Source organism: Aquimarina atlantica (assembly GCF_000626715.1).
GTDB classification, from domain to species: Bacteria; Bacteroidota; Bacteroidia; order Flavobacteriales; family Flavobacteriaceae; genus Aquimarina; species Aquimarina atlantica.
Map to the genome: position 1 here is coordinate 260,094 of NZ_AQRA01000003.1, position 12,962 is coordinate 273,055.

Sequence of the window (12,962 nt, forward strand, 5' to 3'; positions counted from 1 at the left end):
CTAAGTTAGCATTAATATGTTTTCAAAAAAGAAAGAAACAATACAAATTGACCCACAACAACGTGAGTTATATGAGCATGCCCGTAAGCGTATTATTGAGAAAAAGAGATTATTTCAACATTTCATCATTTTTTTAGTTGGATCAGTGTTTTTTGTAATTCTTAACCTGATATTTGGGTATGGAAAAGAGGTTACGTTATTTGGGGTAGACTGGTATGGTATTGCAATACTATGCTGGGCATTCCTTTTGGTAATACATTTTTGTAATGTATGGTTGTTTAGTACATTTATGGGGCAAGAGTGGTCAGACCGTCAAATGGAGCGATTGATTACCAAACAAAAGGAAGAAATTGCTTTACTTCAGAAAGATATAGATTTGATGTATCCCAAAGAAGAGCTGGTTAAAAAGAAAGAAGGATTTATAAAAGGAAAAACATCAGAGATTGTGGGAGAGTTAAAAGAAACAAAGAGTGTGATTACAATGATTGCTGCGGCAGGAGAAAATAATGCCTTAGGTAAGGATAATGATCTGGTTTGGCATTTACCAGATGATTTTAAGCGATTTAAAAAACTTACAACAGGTCATCATATTATCATGGGGCGTAAAACTTTTGAAACTTTTCCTAAATTACTCCCTAATCGTGTACATATTGTGATCACCAGAAATACAAACTATCAGGCAGAAGGTGCAATAGTAGTACATAATATGCAGGATGCTTTAGAAATAGCTAAAGGAGATGCACAACCTTTTATTATAGGAGGTGGTGAGATTTATACTATGGGGATGGATCATGCAGATTGTATCGAATTAACCAGAGTACACGAATCTTTTGAAGCAGATGCTTTTTTTCCCGAAATTGATACCAAAATCTGGAAATTAGAAAAAGAAGAATTTCATGATATAGACGAAAAGCATAAGTATCCTTTTACGTATTTGACGTATACAAGAAAATAATGCAATCTTTAAAGCTTACATCTCATTTTGAAGAATTACTTTCAGAAAAGATAATAGCGATACAGCCATTATCGGGAGGGGATATTAATGACGTCTGTCTTATACATACAAATCAACAAAAATTTGTTGCCAAAGTTAATAGTGCTTCAGAATTTCCTGGGATGTTTGAGGCAGAAGCCAAGGGGCTTGAAAAACTTAAAGATTCTAACACATTTACAATTCCTAACATTATTAGTTTTGGTGAATCTGATGATGTTGCTTTTTTGATATTAGAATATATTGATTCTAGAAAACAAGCAGATACTTTTTGGGACGTATTTGCAGGGCAATTAGCGGTCTTACACCAACAAAATGAATCTTATTTTGGTTTCGAAAATGATAATTATATCGGGAGTTTACCACAGTATAATACTATGTGCGATTCTGCATACGAATTCTATGTGACCCAACGACTACAACCACAATTTGAATTGGCGCAACAAAATGGATTCCTATTTTCAGATGTAGATACATTCTACAATGTCATTAAAGATGAAATACCAGACGAAAAACCAAGCCTGATTCATGGGGATTTGTGGAGTGGTAATTTTATGATTGATGCTCAGGGAAATCCTTGTCTTATCGATCCGGCGGTTGCATATGCCCCTAGAGAAATGGATATAAGTATGATGCATCTTTTTGGAGGTTTTAATGCTAGTGTATTCGATATCTACAATGAAGTTTTTCCACTTGCAGGAGATTGGAAAAATCGATTATCGATTTGGCAATTGTATTACCTTTTGGTGCACCTTAACCTGTTTGGGAGTTCATATTACAATACGGTAAAAAGTATTGTAAAGCGGTATTCGTAATAAACTCACCTTACTTTTTTAGACAGTTATATAAATTGGGTATAAATAATTTGAATTATTTTTTTCAGTTCCGAAAAATGAAACTGAGATGTTCTACTATTGTATAGAATATTACATTTTGATCTATAATATATAACATTAGCTAACAATTAAAAAACTGAATAAATGAAAAAAATAACACTTCTTGTTTTCTTATTTTTATTTACCACAATTAAAGCTCAGGAAATAGAAAACTTACCTACCGGATTGGTTACTATTGATTCTCAAGATGAAGTTAGAATTGATCAGTTAATCAAAAGAATTCATCTTTTTTTAGAAAGTGTACATAATCCAACAAAAATTTCTTCTATAAATCAATCTGGAGTAACATTTGGTTCTACTACATGGGGAGAAGGTTCTTGGGGGAATGGATATTTTGCTACCTCAATTGATTTACCAAATTTTAATGGCCAGAATCCTAATTATTCAGGTTGGTATACTGGAAGCAAAATTAATGACACCATAGTAGATTACCCTAGTTGTAGACCTATGATTAGAGAAATTGGAAGAACAATAGTGGGTTATATTAATTTATATGGAACCGGGACATTAAATGATGATGTTCTTATTTATAATCGGATAGTAAAAGGAACAAAATATCTTATAGATGAACAGCAGACGAGCGGTATTGATGTAGGTTCTTTTTGGAGTTGGAGATCGCGACCAGGTCAAACGATACCCAATAGTGGAGGACAGAATGAAAGTGGATATAATAATAGAGCAGAACAGTTTGAAGCGGGTTATGCCATGGAAGCATTAACAAAAGCTTATTTATTTTTCAAAAAACATGGTATCAATACAAATGATTTTCAATTACATAAGATTTTAGCAGCTATTAAAAACTTAGGAGACTGGTTTAGTACTCATGCTTTAGCTCATCATGATTATATTAGAGGAGATTCGTGTGTACAAGAAAGTTATACTAGAAATACAAACCAATTATCTAATAGCATATGGGGACTTGTAAATGCGTATAAAATTACTAAAGAGTCAAAGTATTTAGATACTGCTGTCCAGGTATATGAAGAATCAGTAGATTTTCATCAGGAAGAGGACGGAGCTTGGGTATATTCTAGGTGTGATGCAGGAGTAATAAACTCAAAACAATTCCATGACTCACAAGGACATTATACAGGTAGTATTTTAAGAAACCTCATATTACTCTATGATGAATTATTTTGTGAACATCCATCTATTATTGCAAATGTACAATACGCTAAAGATAATTTAAGACATAGAATCATATTAACTATTAATCATTTTTTAAAAGAAAATATGTCTCTTGATCTTAATAATAATGGAAATACCATACGACTAAGACCATATGGAGAAATTGCAGATTATAAAAGGTATAGAGAAGGAGAAATTAATCCAAATGATCCTGATTTTGAAAAAGAATTAATGAAGAAGCAAGATATTGATACCGAAATAGAGTTGTATGATGCGATGCATACCTTAGTTAACAGTCAACTATATCATGAATTGTCTGGTAGTGATCAGGCCAAAATTGTAAAAATTGGAGATGCAGTTTTAAAAAGTTTGGTGAATTCTTTTTATGATGGAAATGGAACATTAAAAGACATTAGTAAACCTTTTACAAACTTTAGGAACTTGTCTTTAGATATACATAAACGAAAAATTAATTTTCAACATAAAAATACAGAATTAGTCCTGTATAATCCACTAGATAATATACGGCCCAATAAAATTGGTATTTATAATACCGATTTTGAAGAGCATATAGGGTATACAAATGCAGGTAGTAATGCCCATCTTATGACTACTGGTGATTTTGATAGGGATGGCGAAGATGAAATAGCAATTTACTCTAAAGTGGATGGAAGAATTTCTATATATAACAGCTATTATAATTGGTATACTGGTTGTAATCCTTCTTATGTTAAGAGTATTGAAACAGGGTTTAAGTTACATGATCATATGGAAGCTTTGGATTATGATGGGGATGGATATAATGATGAAATTGTAATGCACAATAGAAGTTATGCAGGAAAAACCAATCGCATAGATGTTTTAGACCTCAATGGTTATATTTCTAGCAAATACTCTAATGCAGGTAGTGAATTTGCCTTAATTACAACGGGGGATTTTGATGATGATGGTAAGGACGAAATAGCTGTTTATAGTCAATCTGATGGCCAAATATCAATTTACAATCCTGACGAGGCTACGCAACTTACTCAAAGCGTTGCCTATACCGGAAACCTTCCTGTTTACGGAGGTAGTATTTATACAGGTTTCAAACTACACGATCACATGGAAGCTTTAGACTATGATGGGAATGGTAAAGATGAAATTGTGATGCATAATAAGAGTTATGCAGGACAAACCAATCGTATAGATATTTTAGATCTTAGTGGTTATATCTCTAGTAAATATTCTAATGCAGGTAGTGGATTTGCCCTAATCACAACAGGAGATTTTGATAAAGATGGCAAGGATGAAATCGCTGTTTATAGTCAATCTGATGGGCAAATATCGATTTACAATCCAGATGAAGCCTCCCAGCTACCCCAAAGTATTGCCTATACCGGAGACCTGCCTGTTTATGGAGGAAGTATTTATACTAAATATACATTTTATACACAGTTAGACGTTCTAAGAGTAACACGAAAAGATTATTTGTATACTAAACCTGATTATAATTATATTGTTAAATCACTTTCAAAATCTAGGTATAAACCAAGCCCTAATGAAGAAGAAAAAAATATAACTAAATCTCCTTCAAATAAAACATTAGTATACCCAAATCCTATAGTAGAAAAAGGGTTTACTGTTTCTTTTACAATAGAAGAAAGAAGTGAAATCGAAATAAGTTTATTAGATATAAATGGAAAAAAAACAGGAGCATTATTTAATGATATAAAGGATTCTGGGACACATGAATTTCATTACAAAAATGATAAACTAGAGAAAGGGTTTTACATGCTTGTTACAAAGATAAATGGTAAATATCATCAATCCCTTAAAGTCATTTATAAATAGAATTTCTTAATCATTATTCAGGCAGGAAGCAATTTAACTTTTGGTCTGGGGTACAAATACAATGATAAATATAGTTTAGAATGTAGATATGGATCAAGTCATGATATTATAAATGATTATGTAAATTGGAGTTCTGGTTATAAAACACTATCCATAATCTTTGGGTATTCTTAGTTTAAAATACGATGCCTACGTTAGGGATAGTAGTAGAAATCCCGAGTATTGTCTTTTTAGGTTATGATATTGAGCTTGGCGAAGTGTTATTGAAGGGTAAATAATACGAGGAATTGTAGCGAATAGCCCGCCCGGACGCGCAAAACAAAAATTCTAGTTACTCGTACCAACTTTATCCTTACTTTTGTCAAAATTTTAAATACACAGTATCATATGAACGCATATGTATTTCCTGGTCAAGGAGCTCAATTTTCCGGAATGGGTCTTGATCTATATGAAAACTCAGAGATCGCTAAAGAACTTTTTGATAAAGCTAATGATATCTTAGGGTTTGAGATTACCAAAATTATGTTTGAAGGTACAGCAGATGAGTTAAAACAAACTAAAGTAACACAACCTGCTATCTTTTTGCATTCTGTTATCTTAAGTAAAGTATTAGGAGATAGTTTTAAACCAGATATGGTTGCGGGGCATTCTTTAGGAGAATTTTCTGCTTTGGTTGCCAACGGGACTCTTAATTTTGAAGATGCATTACGATTGGTATCTAAACGAGCAATGGCGATGCAAAAGGCGTGTGAGTTGAAACCATCTACAATGGCGGCTGTTTTGGGATTAGAAGATGAGGTAGTAGAGCAGGGATGCGAAGCAACAGATGGGATTGTAGTTGCAGCAAATTATAATTGCCCCGGGCAATTGGTAATCTCTGGTGAAATAGAAGCTATCGAAAATGCATGCGAATTGATGAAAGAAAAAGGAGCTCGAAGAGCACTGGTATTGCCGGTAGGAGGAGCATTTCATTCGCCATTAATGGAGCCTGCCAGAGAAGAATTGGCAGCAGCAATTGAAGCAACTACGTTTAATACACCCAATTGTCCTGTGTATCAAAATGTGACGACAGAAGCGGTTACAGATCCAGAAGAAATTAAAAAGAACTTGATCGCACAGCTTACTGCTCCGGTAAAATGGACACAAAGTGTACAAAACATGATTAAAGATGGAGCAACATCATTTACAGAAGTTGGACCAGGAAAAGTACTATCGGGATTAGTGAAAAAAGTAGATCGATCTATGGAAACTATTTCTGCTTCGATTTAAGAAATATCAATAATTATAGTATAAACCTCGCAGGAGATACTGAAATAAGTTTAGTATTAGCCTGTGAGGTTTTTTTTATGATTGATATGTATTAGTTTATTACTTTTCGTTTTTAAGATTCAATAGATCTTTTTCATATTCCTCTAACCTCCAGTCAGCATTTTTCTTACCGAGTTGAATAGCATGTTGATAATACATCATAGCTTCTTTTTTGTTTTTTAAAGCACGATAAACATCGCCTAATCCATTAACCGGGCGTGCCGCATTAGGAGATTTATTAGTAAAAAAGGTATACAACTCTTTTGCTTTCTCGGGTTGGTTGTGTTTCAAATAAAATTCGGAAAAGACACATCCCCAATTTGTTCTTAGGTTTTTAAGAAAATCATTAGGTTTAAATTGATTTATAAAAGTGTTAAATGCAGTATAATTATCTTCATCAGACGCTTTTTTTACAAGATTCCACATGGTACGTTGTGCAATTTTTTCGGGAAAACCAAATTGCTCTGCTCTCTTTTTATAATAGGAAATCACATTATCCATACCTCCTAGTTTTTTATATTCTTCTAAAGAATCGAACCGAAGCTCTGGATAATTGTGATAATACTGTTTTAAACCATGATAAAGGGTGTGATATGGTGTTGAACGATGTTCTTCGTTTTGTAGATAGATATATTCCCATCTTAATGTATTAGGAGCTTCTGATTCTAATTTGTTTTTAAGGTATTCGGTACCCTCTGTTACTACTCCTTCGTTATTACAAGAAGTAAAAAACAGGAAAGTTTCAAGCTTTTTCTTACTGCCAAGGATACTATCCAGAGATTTCATTCTGCTTACCGATATGGGTAAGCTGGTATCATGAATAGGATAAGGACTTGCTGCCAGGTATCCGTTAAATAATTCAGGGTTTTTGGTCATCGTTTCAATAACAAAACCACCTGCATATTCCCAACCAAATAGTAATCGTTCTCCAGATGTTCTAAACGTATGATCTATATAAGGAATAAGTTCTTGAGCTATAAAGCTTAAAAAGGTTTTTGCTCCAGAACTAAAATGACCAAATCGCTTGGGGTACATATTTGTGATACCTACTATAATGTGTTCTGGAGTGAGTTTAAATTTTTTAAAAGATTGTGATACACTTACGCCATGAAGAAAAAGCCGTTGCCCGTCTAATATATAAACCACAGGATATTTTTTTGAAGAACCATCATAACCCTCAGGTAGAAAGATTTGAATTTTTCTTTCTTCATCTAATATTTTAGAAGGAATCACAACGTTCTTTCCTATAGTATTCTCTGTTATTTGGATTTGTGCAAATGAAGAACAGAAAATAAAACTGAATAGGCTACATAATGACAGTAAGTTTTTAAGATTCATAGAACTACAATATATAAAATAATAGAAATTATGGTTTGTTTTGTTTCTCAAGTTTGGTTTTGATTTTAGCCAATTGCTCTTCATATTCAGATAGATATTCGATATCATATTTCTGGGCCAGTTGTATGGCTTTTTGCTGTGTCTTAAATGCAGCAGTAAGTTGATTATTTTTTTCTAATGCTTCAGATAAATTATGATACGCCCATGGAGATCGAGGACGATATTGTATTCGTCGTTTGATGACCTGTATAGCTTCTTCAATTCTGCCATCTTGTAATAATTTTCTGCCAATAAATCGTAAAGAGTTTACACTATTCCAGCGTTCGGCTCTTGGGATAATAGGAAAACCGTAGGCTGTTGAGAGCTTTTGATGAAAAGCATCTATGTTCTTTAAGGCATTGCCAGGTTGTTTTATGATTTCTCTAAATTTTGGAGACCATTTTTCTTTAGGAAAAATCATTTCTATAGAAGAAAGCATTGCTTTTATAATACATGCATAATGATCTTCATTAGGGATGACTTCGACTTTTAAGTTTAGGTTTTTGGAGGTGAATGGTGCGAGGCGTTTTTTCAACTCTTCCATATTCTTGATATAGGGTTTGTCTTTACTAATATCATTTTCAGAGACACCCAGGTAGAATTGCGCTTTACGATTGGGGTTTTTAACAAAACTCTCTTCAAAAGCATCTATGAAGGTGGTGTTGGGCTGATAGCCCATACCAATCATATCTGCGGTAGCAACAGTAATATGCGCCTGAAACAAATCTGGCTCTTTTGCAAAGGTGTGTAGTGGGTATACACTACTTCCTGATACGCCAACAATTATTCTGTAATCAGCAGCGCGATATTGTTCTTTTAAATACGGAAATAACTCTTCCTTAAGATGTTTTGTGAATTTATCTGGATCGGCATTAAATTCGAGTTTATCTCTTCTAGACCACATGCCATTGGTATAGACATTGGGAGCATAATGTGTTTCTTCTTCAAAGCTAATTATAATAGCTTCGGGCATACGAGTGACAGAACTTAGATGTCTTATGACCCCAGAGATCATTTGAAAAAACTTAACACCATGAGAACCACTTATCATTACTACAGGATATGTATGGTCTTTTGAAGCTTCATGAAAACTTTCGGGAATGTAAATATTTATTATTCTATTTTCATCTAGTATCTTAGAATGAAAAGTAACTTTTTGTGCGTAAGTAATGGGGGAAGACGAGATTTTGGATAATGATGATTCATGAGATTGTTGCGCATTCCCGATAAAAATAAATGTAAATACAAGAATTGTAAGTATTAAGAAACTGTTCGTTTTCATAATGTGATTGATGAGGATTTTTATTAATAATTGATTTGTTTTTAATACCAGATATCATGGTTAATTTATGATTACCAATATTCTTCGATATAGTAGATTTTATCTTTTCTAAATTTTATAAGTGTCATTGTACTCTCGGTCTCATGCTCTCGTAATTTTTCTATAACAATAGCATTTAACCCAACAATGATATTTACTAATGTAGTTTTTGGAGAATTATCATATGCTCCTTTTTTTAGATATTTAATGGTATTGTTATAAAGTAGCTCTCTAGAATACACGCCACCATAGCCCGGATGATTATATTCAAAATCTGTTGTGTAAAAACTGTATAAAAAGTCTACATCTGCTACTGTAGATCCTTTTTTGAAGACTTTTTGATATGCGTTTTTATATTTTTTGAAAATTGATTTTAATGCTTCTTTGGATAAAGGTTTAACTTTTTCATATTCGACTGCTACGATATCTGTGACTTCTTTCCATCTTGGGTCGGTGTATAGAAATTTTAAATCATTATCACTGGTTAATTGATTGTGATCAGAGAATTTTCCGCTTCTTGCTATTTTGAATAGTTGTACAAATGCTGCATCAGGCTCTTTTGCTAATGCCCAGGCACATGCTGCATTAAATCGATTAGAAATTTCTTTGTCAGACATGTTTGATTGATGGCCTAAAACAGAAAATGCTTCTGTGTATTTTTGTCCTGCTGTATAGAATTCTTTTTTTTGATATAAATCCCAGGCTTCTTTTAACAATTTAGAATATGACTCGTTTTCTTGCCCAAATCCCTGGTACATTAAAAAACTAATCAATACGACTACAATTATATTTCTCATATTTTTAGTAATAACCTGAGTTAAATATAGCATGTAGTCCAAAAGCTCATCTTAAAATAGTGATGAGTTGGGATAAAAAACCAGTAAAGCGTTTCTTTTTACTGTTGAATAATGAAGTGTTCTTTTGGGATTAGAATTGCACCCATTTTCTGAATGCAGAAGTGGTACTCGAGCTTGTAATTACACTTTGTTCAACTCCATCAAGGATAATCAATAGTCTGTTTTTACTATGACTGTCCATTGCTTTGATATGATTGATGTTCACCATTTGACTTCTGTTAATTCTAAAAAAGACTTTGGGATCTAGCTGATCGGTTAGTGTACCTATTTTTTGCGTTGCTCTGTGTATGTTACCATGAGTATCTGTGATCTTACAGAAATCTCCATATGCCTCAATCAGAGATATTGTATTGGTATCGATTAACTTGATACCATTTCCTTTTTTGATCACAAAACGTTTTAGGAATTGTTTTTTTTCGGGAGTCATTAATTCTCTAAGCTCTTTAAAAACATTTTGGTCTACCGAAGCTGTGTTTTTTGGCAATGCAATAAGGGTTTCATATTTACGAAGTGCTTCGGAAAGTTCTTCTTTCGAATAGGGTTTTAGGATATATGCAATGCCATTAGTTTTAAAAGCATCTAATAGAAATGTATCATAAGCAGTACAAAAAATAACAGGAGAGGATATAGGTATTTGATCAAAGAGATCAAATGCATTACCATCTAATAATTGAATATCAGAAAGGATTAAATCATAGCGATGTTTAGATAACAAGACAGAGGCTTCATGTACTGATCTGGACCAATTCAAAGTAAGATGTGACTCAAAATAATCGCTGAGATATAGTTCGAGTTTTTCGTAAGCCGGAATTTCATCTTCCAAAATCAGAATATGCATAGTATCGAGGGGTATTGTATTATTCTTTTAAGGTTAATAGTGGTAACGAAACCGTAAAGTATATGTTATCTTCTTCAATAGTAACCTCTCTATCTGAGAGTAAAAGATACCGTTTTTTTATGTTTTGTAGACCACTTCCCGAAGAATGATTTGTTTCTATGGTGTTAGAAATATTGTTTTTGACCAGGATATTATCTTCGGTAATCGTGATTTGTGTAGTAATGATTTGATCATTCGTTGGTTTATTGTGTTTTACAACATTTTCGATAACAGTCTGTAAAGCACCAGTAGGTAAATACTTGTCTTTTGGTAAGTTGGTTTCTGGTATTTTAAATTCATAAGAATGTCCAAATCGTGTTTTAATCAAAAAGAAGTAGTTTTCGGCTAGTTGTATTTCTTCTTCGAGAGAAACAACTTCCTGATCTTTGGTCTGGATGAGGTGTCGATATAATGCAGCCAATCGCGCTATATATGCTTTTGCTTTTTGTGGGGAAGTATCAATTAAAGCATCAGTAGTATTTAAACTATTAAACAAAAAATGAGGATCAAATTGGGATCGTAATAGCTTGAGTTCTGTTTCTCGTTGTTCTTTTTCAATCTGATTTACTTTTATAAAGTTTTCGTAATACTTTTTGCCCATTAATAACCCCAATGGTATGGCAATATCTACGGCAGAATTGTAGTAACTTTTAAATAATAAAAGAGGATGCATATTAGAAAAAGTAAGTGGATTACCCGAGGACCAAAACTCAAGAAGAAGAGACCCAAATCCAACTAAAATAACACTTGCTAGTGCCAGCATAAAAAACAGAAGATATTTTTTGTTTTTAACCAGTAATTCTGTGATAAGATATTTAAAAAGAAATAGCAGGATAATAGTTTTTACCCAAAACAGAGGCATGTTTACCAGATATTGTAATAATGCCATGTCCAAAATATAGTATCGAGCCATATCCCAGAGGGTAGCCAGAACAAAATAAAAAACCAGAAGTTTATAATCTGATGTATTAAGTTTTAAGTACGTCATAGATTACAAAGATAATATTCAAACCAAATAGGATATTTTCACTTTTTGATCTTACGTTTATTATTTCGCTTTTGCGAAAGCTATTTTTACGGCCAATCCTGTTAACACAGAAGCCATAAACCATTTTTGCACTCTTACCCATAATGGGTTTTTTGCAAACCATCCCGCCATTTTTGCTGCCGAAATAACAATAAGAAAATTGATTGAAAAACTAATAATAATCTGCATAATTCCTAATTGAAAACTTTGCCCCAAAATTGATCCGTATTCTGGTTTGATAAATTGCGGAAAAAAGGATAAATAAAACAATGCCATTTTTGGGTTGAGTACATTGGTGAGAAGCCCGATATTAAATAATTTAAAAGGTTTGTCTTTTTTTAAAGAACGATCGGTATCAAAGATTTTAGTACCGCCAGATCTAATAGTATTGTAGGCTAGGTATAATAAATAACCAACTCCCAGGAATTTAACAATCACAAAAGCATAAGGCACAGCAAAAAAGATGGCAGTTAACCCAAACGATACCATAAGAATATGAAATAGAAATCCGCAGATCACTCCAAAAAGCGAGATGATTCCCGCTTGTCTGCCCTGGGATAAGGACCTCGAAATAAGATAGATCATATTAGGTCCGGGGGATAGTACCATTATTAATGAGGCAAGAGCAAATACAAGAAATTCGTTGATAGGGATCATATATTTTAATTACGGGTTTATAAGGTAAAAGTATTGTTTTTTTGACAGTTCAGCATATTATCGGATTATATCGACGTCAAATATGTAATGTCGAATGCAAAAAACCTTATGATATAATTTAAAATAGAACTGGTTTACAGATATCTGTATTTTTCTGATACGGAAAAACCATAATTTCGCTTTGATTACGATGTTAAGACCCTAGAATACTATTTAGAAAACCAACTTCAAATGTTTCGTAGTACAGTGTACATTTTTAATCTATAGTTATGAATTTGATGGTAAAGCAAATACGATTGATAGAGCGAGTTGATCAGCTCATTCGCCTGCAAGCTACAGGATCACCAGAAGAACTGATCTCGAAATTAGGTATTTCAAAAACCAAATTGTATCGCATTATTAATACGATGAAAACTTTAAATGCCCCAATCGAGTATGATATCACGCTACAAAGTTTTGTGTATGTAGAACCGGTGGGATTTACTTTTGGATTCTATACAAAAAATCAAAAAGCAAAAATTCTTAATGGTTTTGGGGGATAAACAAGGGCTAAAGTATTTTAATTTTTATTATTTAACCTTGGTGAACTTTACACCATCTTCAATATTAAAATTATCGAAAAATGCACCTTATGGCACAACAATTTTTTCTGTATTGGGTGTAACTTTAGTGCAGGTTATAACGCCTTTC

General features: G+C 33.0%; 11 protein-coding genes. 5 read left to right on the forward strand and 6 right to left on the reverse strand.

Translation table 11 applies throughout. The features are described 5' to 3' along the window. Positions 1-16 precede the first annotated feature (16 nt). The 4 genes from ATO12_RS07780 to fabD all read left to right on the forward strand — a co-directional run bounded on the left by ATO12_RS07780 (position 17) and on the right by fabD (position 6,117). A complete protein-coding gene (locus ATO12_RS07780) occupies positions 17-955 on the forward strand; it encodes a dihydrofolate reductase (RefSeq protein WP_034240977.1) in 939 nt (312 codons plus the stop codon). After that, on the forward strand, positions 955-1,806 hold the full coding sequence (locus ATO12_RS07785) for a fructosamine kinase family protein (RefSeq protein WP_034240980.1): 852 nt from the start codon (positions 955-957) through the stop codon (positions 1,804-1,806). Before ATO12_RS07780 ends, ATO12_RS07785 begins: the two co-directional genes overlap by 1 nt. A gap of 165 nt (positions 1,807-1,971) precedes the next feature. Beyond that, positions 1,972-4,848 carry an FG-GAP repeat domain-containing protein gene (locus ATO12_RS07790; protein WP_034240982.1) on the forward strand — a complete coding sequence of 959 codons (2,877 nt, stop codon included), beginning with the start codon at positions 1,972-1,974 and terminating at the stop codon, positions 4,846-4,848. 387 nt (positions 4,849-5,235) lie between these two features. Next, positions 5,236-6,117 carry an ACP S-malonyltransferase gene (fabD, locus tag ATO12_RS07795; RefSeq protein ID WP_034240984.1) on the forward strand — a complete coding sequence of 294 codons (882 nt, stop codon included), beginning with the start codon at positions 5,236-5,238 and terminating at the stop codon, positions 6,115-6,117. A gap of 99 nt (positions 6,118-6,216) precedes the next feature. On the opposite strand, the gene ATO12_RS07800 is transcribed toward fabD, so the two are convergent. The 6 genes from ATO12_RS07800 to ATO12_RS07825 all read right to left on the reverse strand — a co-directional run bounded on the left by ATO12_RS07800 (position 6,217) and on the right by ATO12_RS07825 (position 12,272). Further along, positions 6,217-7,494, reverse strand: a complete 1,278-nt coding sequence (locus ATO12_RS07800; protein WP_034240985.1) for an alpha/beta hydrolase-fold protein — start codon at positions 7,492-7,494, stop codon at positions 6,217-6,219. Positions 7,495-7,522: 28 nt separating this feature from the next. Beyond that, positions 7,523-8,815 carry an alpha/beta hydrolase gene (locus ATO12_RS07805; RefSeq protein WP_034240988.1) on the reverse strand — a complete coding sequence of 431 codons (1,293 nt, stop codon included), beginning with the start codon at positions 8,813-8,815 and terminating at the stop codon, positions 7,523-7,525. A gap of 71 nt (positions 8,816-8,886) precedes the next feature. Then, positions 8,887-9,651 carry a hypothetical protein gene (locus tag ATO12_RS24680; protein WP_131248790.1) on the reverse strand — a complete coding sequence of 255 codons (765 nt, stop codon included), beginning with the start codon at positions 9,649-9,651 and terminating at the stop codon, positions 8,887-8,889. A 130-nt stretch (positions 9,652-9,781) separates the two neighbouring features. Then, positions 9,782-10,549, reverse strand: coding sequence for a LytR/AlgR family response regulator transcription factor (locus ATO12_RS07815; protein WP_034240990.1), 768 nt, complete (start codon positions 10,547-10,549; stop codon positions 9,782-9,784). A 19-nt stretch (positions 10,550-10,568) separates the two neighbouring features. Next, positions 10,569-11,576 carry a sensor histidine kinase gene (locus tag ATO12_RS07820; protein WP_034240992.1) on the reverse strand — a complete coding sequence of 336 codons (1,008 nt, stop codon included), beginning with the start codon at positions 11,574-11,576 and terminating at the stop codon, positions 10,569-10,571. Positions 11,577-11,636: 60 nt separating this feature from the next. Then, entirely contained in the window at positions 11,637-12,272 is a 636-nt protein-coding gene (locus tag ATO12_RS07825) for a LysE family translocator (protein WP_034240995.1), read from the reverse strand. Positions 12,273-12,541: 269 nt separating this feature from the next. On the opposite strand from ATO12_RS07825, the gene ATO12_RS07830 reads away from it, so the two are divergent. After that, complete coding sequence (locus ATO12_RS07830; protein WP_131248791.1) at positions 12,542-12,814, forward strand: hypothetical protein; 273 nt, start codon at positions 12,542-12,544, stop codon at positions 12,812-12,814. The last annotated feature ends 148 nt before the right edge of the window (positions 12,815-12,962 follow it).

What these genes read in the sequence shown, in the direction of transcription:
- ATO12_RS07780 (WP_034240977.1), top strand. Translation starts at nt 17, where the DNA reads ATGTTTTCAAAAAAGAAAGAAACAATACAAATTGACCCACAACAACGT.
- ATO12_RS07785 (WP_034240980.1), top strand. Translation starts at nt 955, where the DNA reads ATGCAATCTTTAAAGCTTACATCTCATTTTGAAGAATTACTTTCAGAA.
- ATO12_RS07790 (WP_034240982.1), top strand. Translation starts at nt 1,972, where the DNA reads ATGAAAAAAATAACACTTCTTGTTTTCTTATTTTTATTTACCACAATT.
- fabD (WP_034240984.1), top strand. Translation starts at nt 5,236, where the DNA reads ATGAACGCATATGTATTTCCTGGTCAAGGAGCTCAATTTTCCGGAATG.
- ATO12_RS07800 (WP_034240985.1), bottom strand. Translation starts at nt 7,494, where the DNA reads ATGAATCTTAAAAACTTACTGTCATTATGTAGCCTATTCAGTTTTATT.
- ATO12_RS07805 (WP_034240988.1), bottom strand. Translation starts at nt 8,815, where the DNA reads ATGAAAACGAACAGTTTCTTAATACTTACAATTCTTGTATTTACATTT.
- ATO12_RS24680 (WP_131248790.1), bottom strand. Translation starts at nt 9,651, where the DNA reads ATGAGAAATATAATTGTAGTCGTATTGATTAGTTTTTTAATGTACCAG.
- ATO12_RS07815 (WP_034240990.1), bottom strand. Translation starts at nt 10,549, where the DNA reads ATGCATATTCTGATTTTGGAAGATGAAATTCCGGCTTACGAAAAACTC.
- ATO12_RS07820 (WP_034240992.1), bottom strand. Translation starts at nt 11,576, where the DNA reads ATGACGTACTTAAAACTTAATACATCAGATTATAAACTTCTGGTTTTT.
- ATO12_RS07825 (WP_034240995.1), bottom strand. Translation starts at nt 12,272, where the DNA reads ATGATCCCTATCAACGAATTTCTTGTATTTGCTCTTGCCTCATTAATA.
- ATO12_RS07830 (WP_131248791.1), top strand. Translation starts at nt 12,542, where the DNA reads ATGAATTTGATGGTAAAGCAAATACGATTGATAGAGCGAGTTGATCAG.